This is a genomic window from Pseudomonas sp. NFX71 (assembly GCF_048079215.1).
Lineage (GTDB): Bacteria > Pseudomonadota > Gammaproteobacteria > Pseudomonadales > Pseudomonadaceae > Aquipseudomonas > Aquipseudomonas fluorescens_B.
In genome coordinates this window covers 2469168-2494697 of sequence record NZ_CP182230.1, presented here as the reverse complement: position 1 = coordinate 2494697, position 25530 = coordinate 2469168, and the positions used below count along the sequence as shown (strand labels likewise).

The 25530-nt window shown below is 61.2% G+C and carries 21 protein-coding genes and 1 riboswitch; of the genes, 7 read left to right on the top strand and 14 right to left on the bottom strand.

Going from position 1 to position 25530, the window contains the following annotated elements; translation table 11 throughout:
* Positions 1 to 59: 59 nt before the first annotated feature.
* A complete protein-coding gene (locus ACM1ZW_RS11495; protein ID WP_017336239.1) occupies positions 60 to 1847 on the top strand; it encodes a hypothetical protein in 1788 nt (595 codons plus the stop codon).
* Between the two features lie 135 nt (positions 1848 to 1982).
* Here the strand turns inward: ACM1ZW_RS11495 and serB are convergent, their stop codons facing one another.
* Positions 1983 to 3197, bottom strand: a complete 1215-nt coding sequence (gene serB, locus ACM1ZW_RS11490; RefSeq protein WP_017336238.1) for a phosphoserine phosphatase SerB — start codon at positions 3195 to 3197, stop codon at positions 1983 to 1985.
* A 135-nt stretch (positions 3198 to 3332) separates the two neighbouring features.
* Here serB and ACM1ZW_RS11485 point away from each other — a divergent pair, with 135 nt between their 5' ends.
* The gene (locus tag ACM1ZW_RS11485) at positions 3333 to 4862 is read left to right on the top strand and encodes an AhpA/YtjB family protein (RefSeq protein WP_017336237.1); all 1530 of its coding nucleotides are present in this window, start codon (positions 3333 to 3335) and stop codon (positions 4860 to 4862) included.
* A gap of 233 nt (positions 4863 to 5095) precedes the next feature.
* On the opposite strand, the gene ACM1ZW_RS11480 is transcribed toward ACM1ZW_RS11485, so the two are convergent.
* The 9 genes from ACM1ZW_RS11480 to ACM1ZW_RS11440 form a co-directional block, all read right to left on the bottom strand.
* A complete protein-coding gene (locus tag ACM1ZW_RS11480) occupies positions 5096 to 5809 on the bottom strand; it encodes a PqiC family protein (RefSeq protein ID WP_017336236.1) in 714 nt (237 codons plus the stop codon).
* Positions 5810 to 5986: 177 nt separating this feature from the next.
* Positions 5987 to 8254 carry a DNA topoisomerase IV subunit A gene (gene parC, locus ACM1ZW_RS11475; RefSeq protein WP_017336235.1) on the bottom strand — a complete coding sequence of 756 codons (2268 nt, stop codon included), beginning with the start codon at positions 8252 to 8254 and terminating at the stop codon, positions 5987 to 5989.
* A 7-nt stretch (positions 8255 to 8261) separates the two neighbouring features.
* Positions 8262 to 8786, bottom strand: a complete 525-nt coding sequence (locus ACM1ZW_RS11470) for a retropepsin-like aspartic protease family protein (RefSeq protein ID WP_017336234.1) — start codon at positions 8784 to 8786, stop codon at positions 8262 to 8264.
* On the bottom strand, positions 8783 to 9772 hold the full coding sequence (locus ACM1ZW_RS11465; RefSeq protein ID WP_416740564.1) for an esterase-like activity of phytase family protein: 990 nt from the start codon (positions 9770 to 9772) through the stop codon (positions 8783 to 8785). The genes ACM1ZW_RS11470 and ACM1ZW_RS11465 overlap by 4 nt, the downstream gene beginning before the upstream one ends.
* On the bottom strand, positions 9772 to 11676 hold the full coding sequence (gene parE / locus ACM1ZW_RS11460; protein ID WP_017336232.1) for a DNA topoisomerase IV subunit B: 1905 nt from the start codon (positions 11674 to 11676) through the stop codon (positions 9772 to 9774). Before parE ends, ACM1ZW_RS11465 begins: the two co-directional genes overlap by 1 nt.
* A 40-nt stretch (positions 11677 to 11716) precedes the next feature.
* Positions 11717 to 12325: a YqiA/YcfP family alpha/beta fold hydrolase gene (locus tag ACM1ZW_RS11455; protein ID WP_017336231.1), complete on the bottom strand. Its 609-nt coding sequence runs from the start codon at positions 12323 to 12325 to the stop codon at positions 11717 to 11719.
* Positions 12326 to 12506: 181 nt separating this feature from the next.
* A complete protein-coding gene (gene cpdA / locus ACM1ZW_RS11450; RefSeq protein WP_031318314.1) occupies positions 12507 to 13322 on the bottom strand; it encodes a 3',5'-cyclic-AMP phosphodiesterase in 816 nt (271 codons plus the stop codon).
* A 103-nt stretch (positions 13323 to 13425) separates the two neighbouring features.
* Positions 13426 to 13878: a DUF1249 domain-containing protein gene (locus ACM1ZW_RS11445; RefSeq protein ID WP_017336229.1), complete on the bottom strand. Its 453-nt coding sequence runs from the start codon at positions 13876 to 13878 to the stop codon at positions 13426 to 13428.
* Complete coding sequence (locus ACM1ZW_RS11440; RefSeq protein WP_416740563.1) at positions 13869 to 14486, bottom strand: NUDIX domain-containing protein; 618 nt, start codon at positions 14484 to 14486, stop codon at positions 13869 to 13871. Before ACM1ZW_RS11440 ends, ACM1ZW_RS11445 begins: the two co-directional genes overlap by 10 nt.
* A 206-nt stretch (positions 14487 to 14692) precedes the next feature.
* Here ACM1ZW_RS11440 and ACM1ZW_RS11435 point away from each other — a divergent pair, with 206 nt between their 5' ends.
* Positions 14693 to 15439 (top strand): RsiV family protein, encoded by a 747-nt coding sequence (locus ACM1ZW_RS11435; protein WP_414879985.1) that lies wholly within the window; start codon positions 14693 to 14695, stop codon positions 15437 to 15439.
* Here ACM1ZW_RS11435 and cytX read toward each other — a convergent pair.
* Positions 15408 to 16700, bottom strand: coding sequence for a putative hydroxymethylpyrimidine transporter CytX (cytX, locus tag ACM1ZW_RS11430; protein WP_017336226.1), 1293 nt, complete (start codon positions 16698 to 16700; stop codon positions 15408 to 15410). The two genes, ACM1ZW_RS11435 and cytX, sit on opposite strands and share 32 nt — an antisense overlap.
* A 152-nt stretch (positions 16701 to 16852) precedes the next feature.
* Positions 16853 to 18742: a phosphomethylpyrimidine synthase ThiC gene (gene thiC / locus ACM1ZW_RS11425; RefSeq protein WP_416740561.1), complete on the bottom strand. Its 1890-nt coding sequence runs from the start codon at positions 18740 to 18742 to the stop codon at positions 16853 to 16855.
* Between the two features lie 168 nt (positions 18743 to 18910).
* Positions 18911 to 19016: riboswitch (TPP riboswitch) on the bottom strand.
* Between the two features lie 192 nt (positions 19017 to 19208).
* Here thiC and ACM1ZW_RS11420 point away from each other — a divergent pair.
* Positions 19209 to 20642, top strand: a complete 1434-nt coding sequence (locus ACM1ZW_RS11420) for a TolC family outer membrane protein (protein WP_416740560.1) — start codon at positions 19209 to 19211, stop codon at positions 20640 to 20642.
* A gap of 174 nt (positions 20643 to 20816) precedes the next feature.
* Here the strand turns inward: ACM1ZW_RS11420 and waaA are convergent, their stop codons facing one another.
* Both waaA and ACM1ZW_RS11410 read right to left on the bottom strand, forming a co-directional pair.
* On the bottom strand, positions 20817 to 22097 hold the full coding sequence (gene waaA, locus ACM1ZW_RS11415) for a lipid IV(A) 3-deoxy-D-manno-octulosonic acid transferase (RefSeq protein WP_017336223.1): 1281 nt from the start codon (positions 22095 to 22097) through the stop codon (positions 20817 to 20819).
* 11 nt (positions 22098 to 22108) lie between these two features.
* Positions 22109 to 23011 (bottom strand): LysR family transcriptional regulator, encoded by a 903-nt coding sequence (locus tag ACM1ZW_RS11410; protein ID WP_414885015.1) that lies wholly within the window; start codon positions 23009 to 23011, stop codon positions 22109 to 22111.
* Positions 23012 to 23113: 102 nt separating this feature from the next.
* On the opposite strand from ACM1ZW_RS11410, the gene ACM1ZW_RS11405 reads away from it, so the two are divergent.
* The 3 genes from ACM1ZW_RS11405 (at position 23114) to ACM1ZW_RS11395 (ending at position 25503) form a co-directional block, all read left to right on the top strand.
* Positions 23114 to 23446 carry a DMT family transporter gene (locus ACM1ZW_RS11405; RefSeq protein ID WP_008027887.1) on the top strand — a complete coding sequence of 111 codons (333 nt, stop codon included), beginning with the start codon at positions 23114 to 23116 and terminating at the stop codon, positions 23444 to 23446.
* Between the two features lie 72 nt (positions 23447 to 23518).
* A complete protein-coding gene (locus ACM1ZW_RS11400; protein ID WP_416740559.1) occupies positions 23519 to 24694 on the top strand; it encodes an NAD(P)/FAD-dependent oxidoreductase in 1176 nt (391 codons plus the stop codon).
* Positions 24691 to 25503: an aldo/keto reductase gene (locus ACM1ZW_RS11395; RefSeq protein ID WP_017336220.1), complete on the top strand. Its 813-nt coding sequence runs from the start codon at positions 24691 to 24693 to the stop codon at positions 25501 to 25503. The genes ACM1ZW_RS11400 and ACM1ZW_RS11395 overlap by 4 nt, the downstream gene beginning before the upstream one ends.
* Positions 25504 to 25530 lie beyond the last annotated feature (27 nt).

Here is a 25530-nt window from a genome sequence, read left to right as displayed (position 1 = left end):
AGAACTGCTACAGTCAGGTCATTCACTGCCCATTTTCCCGGTTGGAGTTTGTTCACGGCATGAATGAGACCAGTCCTCACCTTTTGCTACGCGCGCCGATCCCTGCACAGTTGCGCCTGTCGTTCTGCGAAGCCACCCCGCGCGACCTCAAGCGCTGGATCGCCGACCTCCCCAAGGCCAACATCGGCGAAACCGCTCGCCAGCTCTATCAAGGCTTGAGCGAACTGAATCAACTGCTGACACCCAGCGACAATCGTCTGCAATTACTCGAGTTACTCAGGCCCGAGGTGTATTACGTTTGCAAACACCTGGAGCGGCACTTCCTGTACCAGTCGATTGTCCTCGACGAGCGTTCGCGCAAGATCGCCAACCTCTGCCAGGCGCTGCAAAGTCATTTGGCGATTGGCTATAAACAGATCGTCGTGCGCCTCTCGCCGCGCCTCAGCAAGGACCGCGCGCCGCTGCTGGCCCAAGCATTGCAACGGGCGATCCATTGCCTCAACGGTCCTCTGATCCGCGCCACCGAGCTCTATTGCCCGGTGCCGGAAGGTGTGTGGCTGGAACTGCATCTGCTGTATCGGATTGCCTGTTCTCATCGGCTCCAGCACCTGAGCCTGCGCGATGAGCTGGCCAGCCAGACGCAAACCCTGAGCATCGAACAGACGTACGTGGTCGCACTGCTGCTGGGCGCCGCACGATGCAACCAACTGCGCCAGAACCAGATCGCGCGGCTCGCCGAAGTGCTGGAGCCGTGGAGCAAATTGATCAAGCTGCAACCGGAATCCGCGAGCGGCGGACTGTTTGGCGTCGCACCGGAGCTCGACATCGGGCCGCGTTACCGTTCGAAATTCCGGCCCGAGCAACAGGAATGCTTGCTGGGGCTCGATACGCTGCCGCTGGTCACAGCCATTGATGCCCATTTGCAAAAAACCGACAGTGCGGTGCCACTGCCCGTGCCGGCAGGATTGAGCCTGGATACGCTGCAACACCTGAATGCCGCCTGGGGCCAGGCGGTCGAACGCAGTTTCCAGCGCACGCCCAGTCAAGGGACCTTGACCTTGTGCGTGGGCATGAGCGCGCTGCACTTCTATCTGGGCGGGCAGCGTCCGTTCAGCGAGATCCTGAAACATCCCGGTGCCGGGCGCGCACAGTTCGCGGCGACCTCGCCCTCCCTTCGGGAAAAAGACCAATGGCACCACGCCTTCGACGCAGCGCCGCAAGGCACCGCCGACACGTTGCTGCCCTACGAAGAAATCGAATACCCGCAACTTCAGAACGACGACAATCAAAAAGACTCCGACCGCAACCGTCACTTTCCGACCTACGCCTTGCCGGTGATCAATCACAGCCCGGGCGGTTATTGCCTGGCCTGGCCCGGTGACGTGCCGGCCGAGTTACAGGCAGGCGAGATGGTGGGCATCGAGGATACGGCGGGGTCGGGCTGGAGCATCGCGGTGGTGCGCTGGATCCGCCAGGTTCGCGGCGGCGGCACGCAAATGGGTATCGAGCAAGTCGCGCCCTACGCCGAGCCTTGCGGCCTGCAACTGGTGCGCACCCGTGACGACCACAGCCAATATCTGCGAGGCTTGCTATTGCCCGCGATCAGCGCGATAGACCTGCCGGCCACCTTGCTCGCCCCGCGCCTGCCCTTTCAGGAAGGCAACAAGGTGGTGATCAACACCAATGGCGAGGAACGCCGGGCCGGACTGGACCGTCGGGTGGCGAGCACCAACAGCTTCAATCAGTTTGCCTATCGTTCGCTGGAGGCCACCAGAAACGACAACGCCGCGGGGAGCGGCGTGGTCGGTATTGAGGAAGAATTTGATTCGTTGTGGAAAACGCTTTGAGGGTGAATCCGATAACGGTGACGAGGGAGCTTGCTCCCGCCTGGACTGCCTAGCAGTCCATTTTTTGGGGCCGCTTCGCAGCCCAGCGGGAGCAAGCTCCCTCGCCACAAAGGCACTTTCTGAGTTATGGAAAACTCAGAGCTGCCCGTCACGGTCCCGAAAGCCCAGCAGGTACAGCACGCCATCCAGCCCAAGGGTGGAAATCGCCTGCTTCGCCGACTGCTTGACCAGCGGTTTGGCGCGAAACGCCACACCCAGCCCGGCAATCGCCAGCATCGGCAAATCGTTGGCACCGTCGCCGACCGCGATGGTCTGCTCCAGACGCAAACCTTCCTTGTGCGCCAGCTCCTTCAGCAGATCCGCCTTGCGCTGGGCATCGACGATCGGCTCGACCGCCACGCCGGTGACCTTGCCATCAACCACTTCCAGCTCGTTGGCGAACACGTAGTCGATGCCCAGCTTGGCCTGCAATTGCTTGGCGAAGTAAGTGAAGCCACCCGACAAGATCGCAGTCTTGTAGCCCAGGCGCTTGAGTTCGGCAAACAGGGTTTCGGCACCTTCGGTCAGGCGCAGGGAGGCGCCGATCGAATCCAGCACGCTGACGTCCAGACCTTTGAGCAAGGCCAGACGCTCTTTGAAGCTGGCGCGGAAGTCGAGCTCTCCGGCCATCGCCCGCTCGGTGATTTCCGACACCTGGTCGCCGACGCCAGCGGCCTTGGCCAATTCGTCGATGACTTCGGCTTCGATCAGTGTGGAGTCCATGTCGAACACCGCCAGACGACGGTTGCGGCGGAACAGCGAATCTTCCTGGAAGGCGATATCGACATTCAATTCCTGGGCGACGCTGAGGAACTCGGCCCGCAGCGCTTGCGGATCAGCCGCTTCGCCACGCACTGAAAACTCGATGCAGCCCTTGCCCTTGTCAGCCGGGGTGTCCAGCGGCATGCGCCCGGACAAGCGATCGATGTGGTCGATGTTCAGGCCATATTTGGCGGTGATCGAGCTCACGGCCTGCAATTGCCCGGCGGTCACTTTGCGGGTCAATAGCGTCACGATGTGGCGCTTTTTGCCCTGATTGCCGACCCACTGCTGGTAATCATCTTCGGACACCGGCGTGAAACGCACCTGCTGATCGAGTTTGTAAGCCGTGAACAGAATGTCCTTGAGCACCGAGTTGCCTTGCTCGGTGTCAGGAATTTCAACCAGGATGCCGAACGACAGGGTGTCGTGGATCACCGCCTGACCGATGTCGAGAATGTTCACACCACCCTGGGCCAGAACGCCGGTAATGGCCGCAGTCAGACCCGGACGGTCGACTCCCGTGATGTTTATCAGGACGATTTCGCGCAAGGCGCACCCCCGCAGGTGGAAAAAAACCGCATTCTACCCACTTTCAGTGACCATCGGGCACCGTGAGCGCTTTGCCGGTCTAGGGCCTGTCGCTATACTGCGCGTCAACTTCACGGACAAAAGAGCCGAGCTCAAGTGAACCGGCCCACGCCAGTAAAAACCGATAACTTCTTTCTGCTGATCTTCCGTGCACTGCGCCACCGCCGTGTACCGATTGCATTGCGCATTGCCAGCCATAACGTGATCCTGGTCGCTCTGGCCCTGGTGATCTACGCCTGTGTGATGGGTTTGCAGTTCAAGCAGGCCATGCACGAGCAGGCGGATGCCCTGGGCGAAAGCCTGACCACGCAGACCGCCACGTCCGCCACGGAGCTGCTGGTGTCCAACGACATCCTCAGCCTCAACGTGCTGCTCAACAACCTGACCAAGAACAAGCTGGTGGCCCACGCCGCCATCTACAGCGTGGACAACCGCATCCTCGCCGAAGCCGGCCAGCGCCCCAAGCACAGCCTGCTGGGCGAAGCGGAGGGCATGTACCAGAGCAAGATCACCTTCCAGGACGTGACTGCCGGGCAACTGCGCATCAGCCTGGACATGGATCAGTTCCAGCAGCCGATGACCATCAGCCTGCAAAGCATGGGCATCTTGAGTGCAATCCTGTTGGCCTTGTCGTTGGCCTTGAGCCTGCGCCTGGGTCGGCACATCTCCACACCGCTGCTGCAATTGCGCGTGTGGCTGCGCAACATCGATGAATACACCCCGGCAACCGGGCGTCAGGACGAGATCGGCGACCTGGCTCGCCAGCTGCACGCCAACTTCGCGCCGGAGCCGGCCGAGCCAGAGCCTGAGCCGGAACCCGAGTACGACGAAAACGATTACGAAGACGGCGACGACGAGCCGGCCTTCGAAGTGCGCAATCTGCGTGATCCGAGCTTCGACGAAACCAAGCCTGTCGCTGGCCTCAAGCCTGCGCCACGGCATATCGTCAGCACCGTAGAAGATGAAGATGACGACGATGCGTTTGCCGACCTGCGTGACGAGTCGGTAGCGAGCGCATCGAAGCCAGTGGTCAAACCGCAGGTATCGAACGTGCCGCAACACAGCGCGGTGCTGGCCGTGCAACTGGGCGCCCAGGATCAGTTGCGCCGCCTGCCACGTGCGCGCCTGGAAGAATTGCTGAAACGCTATCGCGACTGCCTCGACCAGGCCGCGTCACTCTATGAGGGCGAACTGCATAGCCTGAACGATGGCAGCACGTTGATGGTGTTCCACACCGAAGACAGCGGTGACGACTACCTGACCAACGCCATTTGCTGCGGTGAGTTGCTGCGGGCGCTGGGCCATCAGTTGCAGATCGAAGTCGCGGACAGCGGCATCACCCTGCAATTGCAGTTGGGCCTGACCCTGGGCGACGAGTTGTTTGGCTTGAGCCAGATTGACCTGCTACTGACCGAAACCGCCCAGGACGCCCTGGCACTGTCGCAACACAGCCGCAATCTGCTGCTGGTGGAGCGCAAGATCAGTGACGACGCGCTGATTCGCCAGCGTGCGCGGATCCGTCCGATTGCCAGCCCTGAGGGTGCATGCTGTGTAGAGCGGCTGATGGAGCCTTATCCGTCGATGCTGGAGCGGCAACTGGCGCGGATGCATGAGCGCCGGGCGTAAACCTTAGGCCCTGATGTGAAGAAGCCCGCAGATGAGTGATTGTCTGCGGGTTTTTTGTTGTCTGTTCTGGCCCCATCGCCAGCAGGCTGGCTCCCACATTGGATCTATGGCGTCCACATGTCCCCTGTGGGAGCCAGCCTGCTGGCGATGAGGCCGGGACAGGCAATGGAGATGAACCTGCAGAAACAACAAAGCCCGCATCTCTGCGGGCTTTGTGTTGGATCAATCCAGGCTTAGAACCTGAACACTTCCATATCGGTGCGGATCGGCGAAGCCATCGGAATCTTCGGCTGCTTTTCCTGTTCCGTCGCTGGCGCCGCAGGCTTGGCAGCCGGTTTCTTTGGCGCTTCCGCAATCGGTGGCTGGTTAGCCAGCGGCTTGAGCGCTACCGACAACTGCTCGGCAAGTTTCTGCAACAACACACCCTGAGCCTGAACCTGCGCGGCAGTACCGCCGGCGTGTTGTTCCTGCAGATGAATGATGCGGTTATCGCGCACCTGACCACGACGGTCGATCAAACGCCATTGCGCATCAAGGATCGCCGGTTGCGACTCACCCGAGTCCAGGCGCGTGATGGTCAGCAGCACCTGAACGTCCGGCGTGAAGCCGAGCGTTGCCGGCGCCAGCACCACGCGTTGACTGTCCAGATGACCTGCCACCTGACGCAGCAACAGCTGATCGATGTCGGAAGACAGGCTTCCCGCCCAACGACCATCGGTCGAAGCCTGCAAGCTGCCATCCGGCTGACGCTGCAGCAATGTCTCACGTTGCAGATAGTCGGCGACCGTTACCGGGCCGAGCAATACCGCCATGCCCGCGCTTTGCGCAGGCTGAGCCGGACTTCCGCTGTCCAGCTGATACAGCGACACCGGTTGGTGAGTGCTGCAACCCGCCAGGCCAAGAACGCCGGCGAGCATCAAAATAAAAGGAAGGCGCAGAGCAGTCATCGTCCCATCCAGGTGGTTGCCACAAGGCTAACCACAGTGAAAATACTCAATAAATATGAAGAACGCTCGGCCACGCCGGCGCTTGGAAAGGCCATATCATCCGTGAATATGCGTTCCGACTCCAGCGGCAAAGCGTCGATCTACGCGTTAAATCGCAGATCGAGCGCTCTGGGACGCTTAATTGAGGTTTTCGACGAGCAGCGCATCTACCCTCTGGAAGCCTCGTGGAAGTTTGTTTCCACGCCGCCCACGCTCACCTTTGTAGTGTTCGAGGTCGTCCGCCTTCAGTGACAAGGTACGTTTTCCGGCCTGCAGCACTAAGGTGGCGCCTTCCGGCAGAACAGCGATGTCCGTGACATATTCTTCGCGACTGGCCACACGCTCACCGGAAATCCCGATGATCTTGTTGCCTTTGCCCTTACCTAATTGTGGCAGATCGCTGATTTTGAAGATCAGCAGGCGACCTTCGGTGGTCACCGAGGCCAGCCAGTTGTTCTCACGATCAGCCACCGGGCGCGGCAGAATGACCTTCGAGTTGTTCGGCAAGCTCAGCAACGCTTTGCCCGCCTTGTTCTTGGCCTGGAAGTCCTCACCCTTGACCACGAAACCGTAACCGGCGTCGGAGGCGATCACGTACAGCGAGTCATCATCCGGCATCAGCACGCATTCGAAACTCGCGCCGGGTGGCGGCGTCAGACGACCGGTCAACGGCTCGCCCTGACCACGGGCTGATGGCAAGGTATGAGCGGCCACCGAATAGCTACGACCGGTAGAGTCGATAAACACGGCAAACTGATTGGAACGCCCGGGTGCCAGGGCCTTGAAACCGTCCCCAGCCTTGTAGGAAAGCCCGGTGGCGTCGATTTCGTGCCCCTTGGCGGAACGAACCCAACCTTTTTCCGACAGCACGACGGTTACTTTCTCGTTCGGCAGCAGATCGTGCTCTGTCAGGGCCTTGGCTTCGGTGCGCTCGACGATCGGCGAGCGACGGTCGTCGCCATAGGTTTCGGCGTCCTTGATCAGCTCGGTGCGCACCAGTTTTTTCAGCTTGGCTTCGCTGCCCAGCAGGGCTTGCAGCTTGGCTTGTTCCTTGAGCAGTTCATCCTGCTCGGAGCGCAGCTTCATTTCTTCCAGGCGCGCCAACTGACGCAAACGGGTGTCGAGAATGTACTCGGCCTGGATTTCGCTGAGGGCGAAACGCGCGATCAGGGCGGCTTTCGGGTGCTCCTCGGTGCGGATGATGTGGATCACTTCATCCAGGTTGAGGTAGGCAATCAACAAACCGTCCAACAGGTGCAGACGACGTTCAACCTTGTCGAGGCGGAATTGCAGGCGACGACGCACGGTTTGAACGCGGAACTCCAGCCATTCCACCAGCAGCGCACGCAGGTTTTTCAGCTGCGGCTTGCCGTCCAGGCCGATGATGTTGATGTTGACCCGGTAGCTCGACTCCAGCTCGGTGCTGGCGAACAGGTGCTGCATCAGCGCGTCGTGGTCAAAATTCTTGCGCGCGCCCGGAATGATTACGATCCGGCATGGGTTTTCGTGGTCGGATTCGTCGCGCAGGTCCGCGATCTGCGGGGCCTTGGACGGCTTGGCCTGCATCATGGCCGCAATCTGCTCCAGCACCTTGGCACCGGACACTTGATGCGGCAGCGCGGTGACGATGATGTCGCCGTCTTCGATGTGGTAAACGGCGCGCATGCGCACCGAGCCCTTGCCGGTTTCATACATTTTCAGCAGATCGGCGCGCGGGGTGATGATTTCCGCTTCGGTCGGATAATCCGGGCCCTGGATGTGCTCGCAGAGCTGTTCGACCGTGGCTTTCGGCTCATCGAGCAAACGCACGCACGCTGTCGCGACTTCCCGCAGGTTGTGCGGCGGTACGTCGGTGGCCATGCCCACGGCAATCCCGGTGGTGCCGTTGAGCAGGATGTTCGGCAAACGTGCCGGCAACACCAGTGGTTCGTCGAGGGTGCCGTCGAAGTTCGGGCCCCAGTCCGCCGTGCCCTGGCCCAGTTCGCTGAGCAGCACTTCGGAATAACGCGACAGCCGCGCTTCGGTGTAACGCATGGCGGCGAAGGACTTGGGATCATCCGGCGCACCCCAGTTACCCTGACCGTCGACCAGCGTGTAGCGGTAGCTGAACGGTTGAGCCATCAGGACCATGGCTTCGTAGCAGGCCGAATCGCCGTGCGGGTGGAACTTGCCGAGCACGTCACCGACGGTACGCGCCGATTTCTTGTGCTTGGAATCGGCGTCCAGCCCCAACTCGCTCATCGCATAAATGATGCGACGCTGTACCGGCTTCAGGCCGTCGCCGATATGCGGCAAGGCACGGTCCATGATCACGTACATGGAGTAGTTGAGGTAGGCATTTTCGGTGAAGTCAGCCAGTGACCGGCGTTCTACACCGTCCAGGCTGAGATCAAGGGAGTCGCTCATGCGGGCCTCATCGGTTCGTTGTCTGGCGCAGCAGCATGGTGCCACCGCGCTGGGTAAATTCAAGTTTGTTCAGTGCACTCATACCGAGCAGCACTTGCTTGCCATCAAGGCCTGGCACGACGATGGCGCGCACATCACGCAGCACGATGTCGCCCAGTTGCAGCCGGTCGACACGGGTTCGATAACCCTCGGTACGACCGTTGGCGGTGCTCAGGGTCACCCCGAAGCCTTTTTCAAGTTTCAGCCGTTCGGCCATTTCTGCCGGGATCGCCACATCGGTTGCCCCGGTATCCAGCATGAAATCCACCGGCTGGCCGTTGATCTGGCCGCTGGCGACGAAGTGCCCCTGGGTGTTGCTCGCCAGTTTCACTTCGATAAAACCTTCGCCCTGTTCCGAGCTGACGACGACATTGGGATTTTGCTGACGCTCCTCCCATTGGCCGAAAAACCGCGTCGCCAGAAACAGCGCTGCGCACCAGGCCAGCACCATGAACACCCGACCCGCGCGTTTCCCGGGCGTTTGCGGCGTCACGGCTTGGCACTCCAGCCACCTTCAGGCGCGGCGAAGCGCCAGACAATCGGGCGGTACTCGCCATCAGCACGGGCACCATCGTTGTTGTCGATGCCGACCCAGGCGCCATCGGCGTCGACGATCAGTGCTTCCGTCAGGCCATAGCCCTGTGGATAACGACGGTTATCCTGCAAGGCTTCGTCGGCAAACGACCAGCAACGCTCGACCTTGGCGGTCACCGCGTCACGGCGGCAAATTTCGAACGCATTGCGCTCAAGGGTAAACAGCTTGCCGTTGAACAACGACAGGTCGGCAAAGTCCCGCGACACCGCTCTGGCCTTGGGAAATTTCGCCGGCTGCATTTCCATGCCGGCTTCGCTCAGCAGTACACAACCGCCGTCGCAATCCCAGACCGTTTGCTGACGCTTGATCAACAACAGGCCACGGCGCTCACGTTCGGCGGCCAACCACAATTGATCGCCGGCCGGGTTGATCGCCAGACCTTCGAACAATGCGTTGAAGTGCAACAACATGCCACTGGCCCGGGCTTCGCGAACCAACATCGGCGAGATCTTCAGCCAGGACGTCGGCCCAACGGGCGGCACTTGCAGTACCGCTGCGTGGGACTCGCTGACGATGTAGCGATTGCCGGCGTTGTCGCAGGTGATGCCTTCGAAATCCAGATCCCCGCCCCGCACGAACGACGCCGCCCACGTCCGCGAACGCAAACCCCAGGGCAAACCGCTGTCCGGCACAGGCGGCACACCGATACGTATGGTTTCCGCCTGCCAGACCGTATCGCCGGTCTCGAGTCGGTAGATCTGATCGTCGTCGCGATCGGAAATCGTCCACAAATCCTTGCCGCACTGCGCCAGCCCCGACAGGTTGCCGCCGCGCATGCCCTCCACGGGATGTTCGGACAACAGGCGCAACTCCGGTGCCGGTTCGGCGAACGCCGAAACAGAGGTCAGAAGTAACGCACATGCCAGGGCAAGGCCAACCCGCATCAGCCAAGAACCTCGGCCAGGTTGCCTTTGGATTCGAGCCAGGATTTACGGTCACCGGCGCGCTTCTTCGCCAGCAACATGTCCATCATTTCCGACGTCGCTTCGAAATCGTCCAGGGTCAGCTGCACCAGACGCCGGGTGTTCGGGTCCATGGTGGTTTCGCGCAGTTGCGGCGGGTTCATTTCACCCAGGCCTTTGAATCGGGTGACCTGAGGCTTGCCGCGTTTCTTCTCGGCCACCAGACGGTCGAGAATGCCATCGCGCTCGGCTTCGTCGAGGGCGTAGTAAATCTCTTTGCCGAGGTCGATACGGTAAAGCGGCGGCATCGCGACGTAGACGTGACCGGCATCCACCAACGGACGGAAATGCTGGACGAACAACGCGCACAACAGCGTAGCAATGTGCAAACCGTCGGAGTCGGCGTCGGCGAGGATGCAGATTTTACCGTAACGCAGCTGGCTCATGTCCGCCGCACCCGGATCGACACCGATCGCCACGGCAATGTTGTGCACTTCCTGGCTGGCCAGCACTTCACTGCCGTCGACTTCCCAGGTGTTCAGGATTTTGCCGCGCAACGGCAGGATGGCTTGAAACTCTTTGTCCCGTGCTTGTTTGGCGGAACCGCCGGCGGAGTCACCTTCCACCAGGAACAACTCGGAACGCATCGGGTCCTGCCCGGCGCAGTCGGCGAGCTTGCCTGGCAGTGCCGGTCCCGCCGTGATGCGCTTGCGCTCGACCTTCTTGCTCGCCTTCAGGCGACGGCCGGCGTTGTTGATCGCCAGTTCCGCCAGGAGCATGCCGGTTTCCGGGTTCGCATTGAGCCACAGGCTGAACGCGTCCTTGACCACACCGGAAACAAACGCCGCCGCTTCACGGGACGACAGCCGCTCTTTGGTCTGGCCGGAGAATTGCGGTTCCTGCATTTTCATCGACAGGACGAAGGCGATGCGTTCCCAGACGTCTTCCGGCGCCAGCTTCACGCCGCGCGGCAGCAGGCTGCGAAATTCGCAGAATTCGCGCATGGCATCGAGCAAGCCCTGGCGCAAACCGTTGACGTGGGTACCACCCTGGGCCGTCGGGATCAGGTTGACGTAGCTTTCCTGCACGCTGTCGCCACCTTCCGGCAACCACAGCAGCGCCCAGTCGACCGCTTCCTTGTTACCGGCCAGGCTGCCGCAGAACGGTTCGTCCGGCAGGCGTTCGAATTCGCTGACCGCGTCGACCAGGTAGGAGCGCAGACCGTCTTCGTAATGCCATTCGACTTTCTCGCCGGTGGCCTTGTCTTCAAAACTGACCAGCAGCCCCGGGCACAGGACGGCCTTGGCCTTGAGTACGTGCTTGAGGCGGCTGATGGAGAATTTCGGGGAGTCGAAGTATTTCGGGTCCGGGGCGAAGAATACGCTGGTGCCGGTGTTGCGCTTGCCGACGGTGCCGACCACTTCCAGTTCGGTCTTCTTGTAACCGTCGGCGAATGTCATCTGGTATTCGTTGCCGTCACGCTTTACGCGCACGCGGACTTCGGTCGACAAGGCGTTGACCACCGAAATACCCACCCCGTGCAGGCCGCCGGAGAACTGGTAGTTCTTGTTGGAAAACTTGCCACCCGCATGAAGCTTGGTGAGGATCAGCTCGACCCCGGAAACACCCTCTTCCGGGTGAATGTCCACCGGCATGCCACGACCGTCATCGCTGACTTCCAGGGAGTGATCGGCGTGCAGGATGACCTGCACCGAAGTCGCGTGCCCGGCCAAGGCTTCGTCGACGCTGTTGTCGATGACTTCCTGGGCGAGGTGATTCGGCCGACTGGTGTCGGTGTACATGCCGGGGCGTTTGCGCACCGGGTCGAGGCCCGAGAGGACTTCGATGGCGTCTGCGTTATAAGAGCTAGCGCTGGGAGTGGCCATGGGGTCTCGTCGTCAATGTTCTGTGAATAAGAGGCAAGGATCAAAGTGCAGTGAAATCAATCGCCTGATACAAATCTGCGCCGATGCCGGCAAAACTCAGCATTGCCGGCAATCGCTCGGCAAAACCCTGGAAACCATGGTCGCCGCCGGCCTGGATGCGCAAGGCACAAGCCCGGTAATACTGCTGGGCGAGGCGATAATCCAGTGTTTCATCACCGGTCTGCAACCACACCTGATAACGCTGCGGATCCCGGGGCGCCGGCACTTCCAGCTCGGCCAGGGCCGTCACGTGGTCGTGGGTCAGTTCCCAGGCCTCATCGGTATACAGGTTTTTCTGTGTCCCCAGGTGCCCGTCGAACATCCGGTGCGGACTGACGGCAGGATTGATCAACAGGGCCTTGAGGCCATGGCGCTCGGCCAAGTGAGTCGCATAGTAGCCGCCGAGTGAGCTGCCGACCAGCAGTGGCCGCCCCAGTTCGGCAATCGCCTGTTCCAGCTGACCGATGGCTTCGCGCGGATGGTGATGCAAGGCTGGAACGCGCAGGTGATCGCTCAAGCCCAGACGCTCCATCACTTCGATCAACTGCGTGGCTTTTTTCGACGAAGGCGCGCTGTTGAAACCGTGGATATAAAGGATCGAACCGGACATTTGAACTCCCTGTGCGTCGGGTAAAGAAGGCGGAGTTTACAGGGTGTCGGGGGAATCGGGGATATCCGTGGAATTGATATCGTCTGAGCGGACGCCATCGACGGCAGGCTGGCTCCCACAGGGATTTGTGCACGACGCAGAGTGGGAGCCAGCCGTCTGGCGATGGCAGCACCGCAGATATTCAGTAGCCGTTGGAGCCATAATCGACCGTGAAATCAAAGCCAGTTACACGCTCCACGCCGGTTTCAATCTGCCCATCCGGCAACAGCCGCAACCATCGATATCCCGGCGCCTGCTCCCCCACCTTGAAATCCTCGCTCCCCGGCTCGAACTGAATGCAGGTAGAAGGCGAGGCGAACAGGCGTACGCCATTACGATCCTGATCAATTTCCTGGTGCACATGCCCCCACAAGACAGCGCGCACCTGCGGGAACCGATCCAGCACCGCGAACAGCGCCTCTGGATTGCGCAACCCGATCGGCTCCATCCACGCACACCCGATCGGCACCGGATGATGATGGAAACACACCAGATGATGCCGCTCGGGCGCCTCGCTCAACGAGCGGGCCAGCAGTTGCAGTTGCTCATCCTGCAGATACCCCGGCACCGAACCGGGCACCGCGGAATCAAGCAAGGTGACGCGCCAATTACCGATATCCACCATTGGTTCCAGTAAAGCGCTGTGAGTCGCGGCTTCGGCCATGATCTGCGGTTCATCGTGATTGCCAGGAATCCAGCGCGCCGGTGCATCGAGCTGTCGGGTCAGGTCGCGAAACTGCTGGTACGACTCCAGCGTCCCGTCCTGCGAAAGGTCGCCACTGGCGATGATCAGATTGATCTGCGGCTGTTGCAGCCTGACCAGCTCGATGACCTTTTGCAGGCTGTCGCGCGTATTCATGCCCAGCAACGTACCGTCGGGCTCGGCAAACAGATGGCTGTCGGACAGTTGCACCAGCAACGCCGGATCGGCGGTGGTCAATGTGGATACGCTCGGCAAGGCGATCTCCCAGGGCTGAATCACGGGATGATGAAGTGCCGCAATTATGCTGGGGGATGGTCAAAAGAGGAAACGCGCGAACCTGACGCAGTTCACAACAACGTCAACGAACGACTTCGTACTCGTGCCCCAGCGCCAGGCAATGGCTCAGCCACTCCCCCAGAAACATGTTCAGCTGGGCCTTTTCGTCCGGCTGATGCATCGCGGCGTTCGGGTAAGGATAGATGCCGCGAAAGCGTCGCGCATGTTCGGCGCTGACCACTTCGGCCATGCAGGCGTCGTGATAGACCTGCACTTCCAGTTGCGGCACCGGCAACCACGGCAGGCTGTGCTCCTGGCGCACTTGCAGGGTGGTGGTATACGGACAGACCTGCAGTACTTCCAGCGCCAGCACGCCGAGCATCTGCTCGCCATGGGTCACGGCAATGCGCCGCGCCGCCGGTTCGTTGCGCATGTCCGGCAACAGTCGCATCAGGCGCGCGTAGTTGGCCTCGCAAGAGGCTTGCAGCCCCACGAGGTCGACCCTGTAACGATCGCGCAGCTTGTTTACGACCATAGCCCCCTCACTTCAACGCGATTCAAAGCCAGCCACTGCAAGGCAATGATGCTTGGCGCGTTGGCAATACGTCCGTCGCGTGCGGCTTGCAGCGCGTCTTCGAACGCCCAGACCGAAACGCGGATATCTTCTGCTTCTTCCTCCAGCCCATGCAGGCCGCCGACCCCGGTTGTCTCGCAACGCCCCAGGTACAAATGCACGAATTCATTGCTGCCGCCCGGCGATGGAAAATATTTGGTCATCGGCCACAGCGCCCCGAATACAAGCCCAGCTTCCTCCTGCGCTTCGCGGTGAGCAACCTCTTCCGGCACTTCATCCTTGTCGATCAGACCGGCGACCAGCTCGATCAGCCACGGGTTATCGGTCTTGCCCATGGCACCGACGCGAAACTGCTCGATCAGCACCACTTCGTCACGCTGCGGGTCGTAAGGCAGCACGCAGACGGCATCGTGGCGAACAAACACTTCACGATTGATTTCGCGGCTCATGCCACCGGCGAACAACTCGTGGCGCAAGTGCACACGATCAAGCTTGTAAAAGCCCTCGTAGCACTTTTCGCGCCGGACGATATCGACGGCGGTCGGAATGGCGTTGGCAAAATCAGTCATGACTATCCTCGTATGTGCAGCGAGGCTCCTGCCTCGACTTCGCGCCATCCTAACGCGCCCGTGACGTTTGATGCAGCCCCTTTCCCGTCAGCGGGATAGACGGTGAGGGCTAAACCAACTCTAATTAGCTTAGTGGCGAACTGACTGCTTCGTTGAGAGTCGAAGCGGTTAACTTTTCGCCTTTCCCTGTTTTATGAAGGACGCCCATGTCGCTTTTTAAAATCGCCTCCGTGGCCGCAATCGCCCTGACCCTGGGCGCTTGCCAGAGTCTGTTCCAGCCCAACTACCGGGCGCCGCTGGAAACCACCCGCGACGCGACCGAAACGCTGAAACCGGGCTGCACCACACCCGAGTGCCCGCTGGTAAACATTGATACGCTGCGCTTTCCCGCCGAGCCTCAGCTTGACGGCATCGTCGAAAAACGCCTGCTGCAAATGACCCGCACCTCACCCGACGCCCCCGCGGCACCGACGCTGGCGGCTTATCGCGATGAGTTTTTGCGCACTGCCGGCCCGCGCTACAGCAGTTACCTGCAAGCGAAAGTACGTGAGCAGCATGACGGCTTGGTGATCGTTGAGTTTTCCAGCTACCTGGACACCGGCGGTGCGCATGGCACGCCGGGTCGCAGTTTCATCAACTATTCGCGCCAGCAGCATAAAGTGCTGACCTTGTCCGACATGTTGGTGCCGGGGCAGGAAGAAGCATTCTGGAAAGCGGCGCAGGTGGCGCACAACAGCTGGCTGATCAGCACCAAGCTCGATCAGGAACCGGAGTTCGTGAAGCAGTGGCCGTTCCAGAAAACCCAGAACGTGGCGCTGACCTACGGCGGGGTGATCCTCAAGTACGAAGTGAGCACCATCGCGCCTTACGCGCTGGGCCACGTCGAACTGAAGATCCCCTACCCGCGCCTGAACGGCATTCTCAAGCCCGAGCTGTTTCCCGGCCGTAACTGAAGGCCCGGCCCAGCACCAGCTGCAGCAGCCCTGCCAGAATCAACGACGGCAGGGTTGCGCCGATGTCCGGATACAGATTGGCCAGCAAGTGATAGGTGCTCACCCCGCCCAACCAGGCGAGCAACGCCGGCCAGCGCAATGCAGCTGACGCCACACGAGCACTGCGTTTGCGCAAGATGAAGTGATCCACCAGCACCACGCCGAACAGCGGCGCAAACACCGAACCGATCAACAACAGGAAGTTCTGGTACTGAGCCAACGGCGCCAGCAAGGCGATCAGGGTGCAGACCACACCAATGGCCAACGCCAGGTGCTCGACTTTCAAGCGCAACAGAATCCCGCTGGAGACGGCCGCCGAATGAATGTCGGCAAACGCATTTTCCGACTCATCGAGCAGAATCAGCAGCAGCGGAATCCCCAGGCCCGCACCCGCCAAGGCCAACAGCAAGGCGTTCACTTCACCGCTCGGCGCGAACGCCAGGGTGTAGGCCACGCCCAGGCTCATCAGCCAGAAATTACCAATAAAGAAGCCGATCGCAGTACCGCCGAAAACGTTCTTCGCCCGCTTGCCGAAACGCGAGTAGTCGGCAATCAGCGGCAGCCACGACAGCGGCATCGCGATAGCAATGTCGAAGCCCACCGCGAACGGCATCGAACCGTCACCAGCCTGCGCCCACAACGCGGCCAGGTCGGCCTTGGCGAACAGGTTCCAGGTCAGCCAGATACACGCCGCCAGTAACAGCCAGATGCCCCACTTGCGCAGTATCTGCCGCACGAAGGTCAACGGACCGCTGACAGCCAGCAAAGTCGCCAAGGCACCGAAGAACAACGTCCAGAGCAGCGGACTGGTGAACAGACTGCCTTCGCTGAACGCACGGGCGCCAAGCAGGCTGGCAGCGTCGCGCATCACGATGATTTCGAACGAGCCCCAACCGATCAGTTGCAGCAGGTTCAGCACCGCGGGCAGGCTCGCGCCACGCTTGCCGAGGCTGAGCTTGAGCGCGGCCATCGACGACAGGCCGGTGTCACTGCCGATCACGCCGACAGCGGCGAGCAGCAGAACGCCGACCAGCGTGCCGAGGAAGATCGCCAACAGCGAACCGGACAGGCCAAGACCTGGCGCGAGCAATGCGCCGGTCTGCAAAACCATCAGGCCGATGCCGAGGGAAAACCACAGGGAAAACAGATCGCGTCCGCCGAAGACACGCTTGTCGGTCGGCACCGCGATGTCAGGGGAATAAGTGCTGGGTTGAATGCTCAAGGGGTGTTATCTCAGAGGGACATTTGTTGTTGTGTGGATCGCTATCGCCAGCAGGCTGGCTCCCACAGGGGACTTGTGAACACCCCAAATCCAGTGTGGGAGCCAGCCTGCTGGCGATGGGGCCCTTACAGGCCCCACCTTTTCAGGTCAGGTCAAACCTTCTTGTACAGCTGACTGCCTTCCTGCTTGAACCGCTCGGCCTGTTCCGCCAATCCCTGGGCGACTTCGGCATCGACGGTTTCGATCCGCTGGTTGGCCGCGTATTCACGGACTTCCTGGGTGATTTTCATCGAGCAGAATTTTGGCCCGCACATCGAACAGAAATGCGCGACCTTGGCCGAATCCTTCGGCAGGGTTTCATCGTGATACGAACGGGCGGTGTCCGGATCAAGGCCCAGGTTGAACTGGTCTTCCCAACGGAATTCGAAGCGCGCCTTGCTCAAGGCATTGTCGCGAATCTGCGCGCCCGGATGTCCCTTCGCCAGATCGGCGGCATGCGCGGCGATCTTGTAGGTGATGATCCCGGTCTTCACGTCATCCTTGTTCGGCAGGCCCAAGTGCTCCTTCGGCGTCACATAGCAGAGCATGGCGCAACCGAACCAGCCGATCATCGCCGCACCGATACCCGAGGTGATGTGGTCGTAGCCCGGCGCAATGTCGGTGGTCAAAGGACCGAGGGTATAGAACGGCGCCTCGTCGCAGCACTCGAGCTGTTTGTCCATGTTCTCTTTGATCAACTGCATCGGCACGTGGCCGGGGCCTTCGATCATGCATTGCACGTCGTGCTTCCAGGCAATCTTGGTCAGCTCGCCGAGGGTTTCCAGCTCACCGAATTGCGCAGCGTCGTTAGCGTCGGCAATCGAGCCCGGACGCAGGCCGTCGCCCAGCGAGAAGCTGACGTCGTAGGCCTTCATGATTTCGCAGATGTCTTCGAAATGAGTGTAGAGGAAGTTCTCTTTATGGTGCGCCAGGCACCACTTGGCCATGATCGAACCGCCACGGGAAACGATGCCGGTCACGCGCTTGGCGGTCAGCGGCACGTAGCGCAGCAACACGCCGGCGTGGATGGTGAAGTAGTCGACGCCCTGCTCGGCCTGTTCGATCAGCGTGTCGCGGAACAGCTCCCAGGTCAGGTCTTCGGCAGCACCGCCGACTTTTTCCAGGGCCTGGTAGATCGGCACGGTACCGATCGGCACCGGCGAGTTGCGGATGATCCACTCGCGGGTTTCGTGAATGTGCTTGCCGGTGGACAGGTCCATGACCGTGTCCGAACCCCAGCGAATGCCCCAGGTCAGTTTCGCCACTTCTTCTTCGATGGACGAACCCAAGGCGCTGTTGCCGATGTTGCCGTTGATCTTCACCAGGAAGTTACGGCCGATGATCATCGGTTCCAGTTCGGTGTGGTTGATGTTGGCCGGAATGATTGCGCGACCGCGGGCGATCTCGTCACGGACGAATTCGGGGGTGATGATTTTCGGTACGCTGGCGCCGAAGCTGTGACCGGCGTGTTGCTGGTCCAGCAACCCGGCGGCACGGGCCACTTCGAGCTTCATGTTCTCGCGGATGGCGACGTATTCCATCTCGGCGGTGATGATGCCTTTGCGCGCGTAGTGCATCTGGCTGACGTTGGCCCCGGCCTTGGCGCGGCGCGGGTTGTTGACGTGGGCGAAACGCAGCTTGGTCAGCTCGGCATCGGCGAGGCGTTCCTGGCCGAAGTTGGAACTCAAGCCCGGCAGCCGCTCGGTGTCGCCACGGGATTCGATCCACGGCGAACGCACATCGGCCAGGCCTTTGCGCACATCGATGATGACGTTGGGATCGGTGTACGGGCCCGAGGTGTCGTACACCACCACCGGTGCGTTGATCTCGCCGCCGAAGTCGGTCGGGGTCACGTCGAGGCTGATTTCGCGCATCGGCACGAGGATGTCCGGACGAGAGCCCTGGACATAGATTTTTTGCGAACGGGTAAACGGCTGAACCGATTGTTGATCGACTTGGGCCGAGTCACTCAGGTTCGTAGTGTTTTTTAATTTTATCGTCATCACGGGCTCTCCAGACAGCTTCCAGGCAGTGGAATTTTGTCGGAGCGAACCTGTAACGAATGGACGCGACCAATCAGCCATGACATCGCTGTTGGTGCTGTGCTCAGTGCTCGAGGGGTGTTCGATTGTCGAACAACATCCCGGACGAAGCACAAGAGGACTCGCCGGGTGACGAGAAATCTTGTTCCCTACGCAGGCGCTAACCTGATCAGGTTCAACGGGATCCGAAATTATTCGATCTCAGCCTCATAGCAAGGCACCCCGACAAGAACCCGGCCAGTCTAGACACAAGTGGCAAAGAACGCCAACACCGCTGTAAACACCATGATGAATGGCGCAATTACAGGATTGTTGCGGAACGAGCGTGCAACTACACTCGCATCGGCCATGCAGCGCATTGACGCTACGTGGCCTGCGCCGTACCTTTGGCGCTCAAATTATCAGCGTAATTTTTAGGGATGGCCGCATGCTGCGCAAACTTTCACTGGCCCTTGCCGTGTCTTGTGCTTCCAATGGAATGGCCTGGGCAGCAGAAGCGCCCTTATCGACCAATACCGATCTGGTCAGCGTCTACCAGGAAGCGGTGGACAACAACGCCGACCTGGCCGCCGCCCGCGCCCAGTACGGCGCCCAGAAAGAAGTCGTGCCCCAGGCCCGCGCCGGCCTGCTGCCGAATATCTCCGGCGGCGCCCAGGTGGCCAACGTGCGCACCGACATCGATCAACCGGCGGCCATCGCCAACCGCAGCGCCAACTCCTATCAGGCGACATTGGCTCAGCCGTTGTTTCGTGCCGATCGCTGGTTCCAGTATCAGGCCGCCAAGGACGTCAATGAGCAGGCAGCCCTGCAACTCTCGGCGACCGAGCAAAACCTGATTCTGCAAACCGCTGAAAACTACTTCAACGTGCTGCGCAGCCAGGACACCCTGGCCTCGACCAAGGCTGAAGAAGCGGCATTCAAGCGCCAGCTCGACCAGTCCAACGAGCGCTTCGATGTCGGCCTGTCGGACAAGACCGACGTGCTGCAATCGCAAGCCAGTTACGACACGGCACGGGCCAACCGGATCGTTGCCCAGCGCCAGGTGGATGATGCATTTGAAGCGTTGATCACCCTGACCAACCGTCAGTACAACTCGATCCAGGGCATCGTCCACACCTTGCCGATCCTGCCGCCGGCCCCGAACGACGCCAAGGCCTGGGTCGACACCGCTGCCAAACAGAACCTGAATCTGCTGGCCAGCAACTACGCGGTCAGCGCTGCCGAAGAAACCCTCAAGCAGCGCAAGGCTGGCCACGCGCCCACGGTGGATGCGGTGGCCAAGTACGAGAAAGGCGACAACGACGCCTTCGGTTTCAGCAACCCGAATGCCTTCCGCCAGTCTTATGGCGGCCCCGTCGAGCAGCGCACGCTGGCCCTGCAACTGAACATCCCGATCTACAGCGGCGGGCTGACCAGTTCGCAGGTGCGCGAGTCGTACTCGCGCCTGGACCAGACTGAACAACAGCGTGAAGGCCTGCGTCGGCAAGTGGTGGAAAACACCCGCAACCTGCACCGCGCGGTGAACACCGATGTGGAACAGGTACAGGCGCGCAAACAGTCGATCATCTCCAACCAGAGCGCAGTGGAAGCGACCGAAATCGGTTATCAGGTGGGCACGCGAAACATCGTTGATGTGCTCGATGCCCAGCGTCAGCTGTACACCTCGGTGCGCAATTACAACAACACCCGCTACGACTACATCCTCGACAACCTGCGCCTGAAGCAGGCCGCCGGTACGTTGAACCCGGGGGATTTGCAGGATCTGAAGCGCTATCTCAAGGCCGACTACAACCCGGACAAGGACTTCCTGCCACCGGATCTGGCCAAGGCTGCGGCAGAGCAGCTCAAAGCCCGGCCCTGAGGGAGCTTTGCGGCAGGGCTAACCTGTGGCGAGGGAACTTGCTCCCGCCGGGCTGCGAAGTGGCCCCAAACCCTGAGCACGCGGTCTGTCAGATAGACCGCAACGGCTGATTTCACGACTGCTTCACAGTCGAGCGGGAGCAAGCTCCCTCGCCACACTATTTCAGTGACAGACTCAGGGCTTGTCGATCAACCGCCCCAACCCCTCCAGCAACCGCTGCAACGCGCCCTGATTGGTGCGCATCACCTTCAACCCCGCCTGCGCCATCCGCTGCGCATCGCGCGGCAATTCGAACAGTCGCTGCACGGCCAGGGCCAGCCCTTCGGCATCCTCCACCTCCTGCAACGCGCCGGCGCTGCGCAACTGCGCGGCGATCTCGAGGAAGTTGAACAGGTGTGGCCCACTGAGCACCGGTTTCGCCAGGGCGGCGGGCTCCAGCAGGTTATGGCCACCGTTCGGCACCAGACTGCCGCCGACAAACGCGCTATCAGCCAAGGCATAAAGAAACAGCAACTCGCCCATGGTGTCGCCGAGCAACACCGAAGTCCCTGCGGTCACCGGTTCGCCGGTGGAACGACGGACCGTGGCGAAACCCTGCTGCTTGCACAGATCGAACACCGAGTTGAATCGCTCCGGGTGACGCGGCACCAGAATCAGCAACGCATCGGGATGACCGGCCAGCAACTGCCGATGCGCCGCCAGCACCACTTCGTCTTCACCGTCGTGAGTACTGGCGGCGATCCACACCGGACGCTCCTGAGCCTGCCATTGCCCGCGAAGCTCAGCGGCGCGCAGGAGCAATTGCGGATCAATGGTCAGGTCGAACTTGATCGAGCCGGTCACTTCAACGGTTTCTGCACGGGCGCCCAACTCACGGAAGCGCTGGGCTTCGGCTTCGGTCTGCACCGCGAACAGACTCATCTCGGCGAGCATCGGCTGGGTCAGCTTGCCGAAACGGCCATAGCCTTTGGCCGAACGCTCGGATAGTCGTGCATTGGCCAGAGCGACGGGAATCCCGCGTTTGGCGCATTGATGGATATGGTTGGGCCAGAGTTCGGTTTCCATGATCACCGCCAGTGTTGGCCGGACCCGGTCCAGAAATCGCGCCGCTGCGCACGGCAAGTCGTAAGGCAAATAACAGTGCTGGATGCGCGGCTCGCTGGCGAACATCGCCTGGATGCGTTCGGAGCCGGTCGGGGTCATGCAGGTCACGGTGATCGGCAGCGCCGGATAGCGTTGCAGCAACGCGCGAATCATCGGCGCTGCGGCAATGCTTTCGCCCACCGACACCGCGTGTACCCAGATGCCGCCCGGCTTCATCGCTGGCAACCCGAGGGAGAAACGCTCGCCGATGCGTTTGGCATACGCCGGCGCCTTGCGCGAGCGCAACCATAGCCGAATCGCTACCAGTGGCAGCCCCAGGTAAAACAGCGCGGTGTAGAGAGTTCTATTCATGGCGGCGGAGTTTATCGGCTTTTCTCGCCGATCGCCTGCAAGTGCACGGCAAAACGTTCCGCCAGCCAGCGAGCCGCCGGGCCAAGGGGTTCGTCGCGCCGCCAGACCAATTCCACCACCAGCGCCGGCGGTGTCCATTCGCTGACCAGTTCGACCATCAAATCCTGATACGCCGGGTATTGCACCACGTGTCGCGGCAGCCAGGCCCAACCGAGGCCCCGCACCAGCCATTCGGCCATCACGTAGAAGCTGTCGGCCCGCCAGACTTGCGGGCTGGCCGGCTCGCTGCCGGGGTAGACACTGGACTGCGTGGACATCAGCAGCTGTCGATGCTGCGCCAGTTCCTGACAGTTCACGGCAGCGTTCGCCGCCAACGGATGCCCGACGCCACAGACCGTAACCATTTCAACGCTGCCCAGCACGCGCCGCTCAAGCGCTTCGGGAATCTGGTCGTGATAAAACAGCAACCCCAGATCGGCCCGACGCTCCACCAGTTTGCGCGCCACATCACCCTGGGCCGCGCTGGTCAATTGCACTTCAAGGCTGGGAAATTGCTCGCCCAGTGCTTCGAAGCTTTCGATGATCGGCTGGTAGGGCATCGCCTCATCCTGAGCCACCCGCAGACGAGCCTCCTGCCCGCGCATCATCGCCAGCGCCCGACCGTTGAGTCGCTCGCACTGGCGCAGCACTTCCCGCGCCTCCTCCAGCAAGGCACTGCCGGCTTCGGTGAGTTTGGGCTGACGGCCGCTGCTGCGGTCGAACAGGCTCACACCCAAGTCCTCCTCCAGCAGCGCAATCGAGCTGCTGACCGCCGACTGCGCCTTGCGCTGATCCCGTGCGACGGCGGAAAACGATCGCTGCTCCGCTACGCTGACAAACAGCCGTAGCTGCTCCAGATTCCATTGCGTGTTCATGATCAACCCATCGCCATAACAGATAGGTAATGACTTTACCGCATCTGGAGAATCACTAAAATGCCGACCTCAGAAAGCAACACTTCACATGAGGATGCACCCATGACCGCTTACTACTACCTGGCCATTGCCATCTGCGCCGAAGTGATTGCCACTGTTTCGATGAAAGCGGTCAAAGGCTTCAGCACGCCGCTGCCGCTGATTCTGGTGATCGTCGGCTACGGCATCGCCTTCTGGATGCTGACGCTGGTCGTGCGCAGCGTTCCGGTGGGTGTGGCATACGCGGTGTGGGCCGGCATGGGGATCGTGATGGTCAGCGTTGCAGCGCTGTTTATTTACGGGCAGAAGCTGGATGTGCCGGCTATGTTGGGCATGGCGTTGATTGTGCTGGGTGTCGTCGTGATCCAGCTCTTCTCCAAAACCGCTGGGCATTGACGAAGGCTGCGATCTTTTTTCCCGTCCTAGCTCTGTATACTGCGCCCTCGTCTTGAACACTGAGGTCGCTGCATGCCATCCGTTATTTCCACCGACGTTTTGATTGTCGGCGCTGGTGTCGCCGGCCTCTGGCTGAATGCGCGTTTGCGCCGCCAGGGTTTTTCGACCGTGCTGGTGGAAAGCGCCAGCCTTGGCGGCGGGCAGAGTGTGAAGTCCCAGGGGATCATCCATGGCGGCGCCAAATACGCGCTGCATGGTGCCCTGACCGGCGCTTCGGAAGCCATCGCCGACATGCCCCGTCGCTGGCGTGAAGCCTTGGCCGGCGACGGCGAACTGGACCTGTCCGGTGTGCGCCTGCTGTCCGAAGCCCACTACCTGTGGTCTCCCGGCACGATCGCCGGCAACCTCACCAGTTTCTTCGCCAGCAAAGCCGTGCGTGGCCGCGTCGACCAGGTCAAGGGCGACCAACTGCCGCCGGCCCTGCAGGACAAGCGCTTCAAGGGCAAGGTCTACCGCCTGGCGGAGTTGGTGATCGACGTGCCGAGCCTGGTCCAGCGCCTGGCCGATCTGGCGGGCGATGGCTTGCTCGCCGGTCAGAACATCGAACCGCTGCTGGACGGTGGCGTCCCGGTGGGCCTGAAGGTCGACGGGCGCGAGATCCGCGCCCAGCGCATCGTCTTGAGCGCCGGAACCGGCACGGCGGCGCTGCTTGAAGCGCTGGGCCTGAGCCAGCCCGCCATGCAACGCCGACCGTTGCACATGATCATCGTCAAAGGCCCGAGCCTCAAACCGCTGTACGCCCACTGCCTGGGCGGCGGCACCAAACCGCGCATCACCGTCACCACGCACCCGGCCGCCGATGGCCAATGGGTCTGGTACCTGGGTGGCGACATTGCCGAAGCCGAAGGTGTTGCACGCGAACCTGCCGAGCAGATTGCCACCGCGCAGAAAGAACTCGGCCAGTTGCTGCCATGGATCGACTTGAGCACCGCGCAATGGGCGACCTTGCGCGTGGACCGCGCCGAGCCGCTGCAATCGGGCCTGACCCGTCCGGACAACGCCTTCCTTGCCGAAGAAGGCCGCTTGCTGGTCGGCTGGCCTACCAAACTGGCGCTGGCGCCGGACTTCGCCGACCGCGTGATCAACGCCTTGCAACGTGACGGCATCCAGCCAGGCCATCCGGCGCCGCTGCCCGAATTGCCGAAACCGCCGATGGGCGTCCCGGCCTGGGAGCAACTGCTGCCATGAGCCAACCCACCCTGCACGATGTGCATCGTCCACTGGGCAGCACCGGCCTGATGGTTTCGCCGCTGGGTCTGGGCACGGTCAAACTCGGCCGCGATCAAGGCGTGAAATACCCCAATGGCTTTCAGATTCCCGGCGATGACGAAGCGCGCATGTTGCTCAAACTCGCGCGCGATCTGGGCATCAACCTGATCGACACCGCCCCCGCCTATGGCCGCAGCGAAGAACGGCTCGGCCCGTTGCTGCGGGGGCAGCGCCAGGATTGGGTGATCGTCAGCAAGGTCGGCGAGGAGTTTGCCGACGGTCTGTCCCGTCATGATTTCAGCGCCGCGCATACTCGCCTGTCGGTGGAACGCAGCCTGCAACGCCTGGAAACGGATTTTATCGATCTGGTGCTGGTGCATTCCGACGGCAACGACCTGGCGATCCTCAACGACAGCGAAGTCTATACGACCCTCGCCGCGCTCAAGGCTGAAGGCAAGATTCGCGGCTATGGTTTCTCCGGCAAAACCGTCGAAGGCGGTTTGAAGGCTCTGGAGCAGGGTGATTGCGCGATGGTCACCTACAATCTGAACGATCAGAACGAGAAGCCGGTCATTGACTATGCTGCTGCACACGGCAAAGCCATCCTGGTCAAGAAAGCCCTGGCCAGCGGTCATGTCTGCCTGAGCCCGGGTGTAGACCCGGTGCGCGCCAGCTTCGAGTTGTTGTTTGAACATCCGGGTGTCGCCAGTGCTATTGTCGGGACCATCAATCCGCTGCACCTCGCCCACAACGTCGCGACCGTTGCCCAGGTCCTACGTAGCAACTGATGCCGCCCCTCGCGGCCTTAAAGCAGG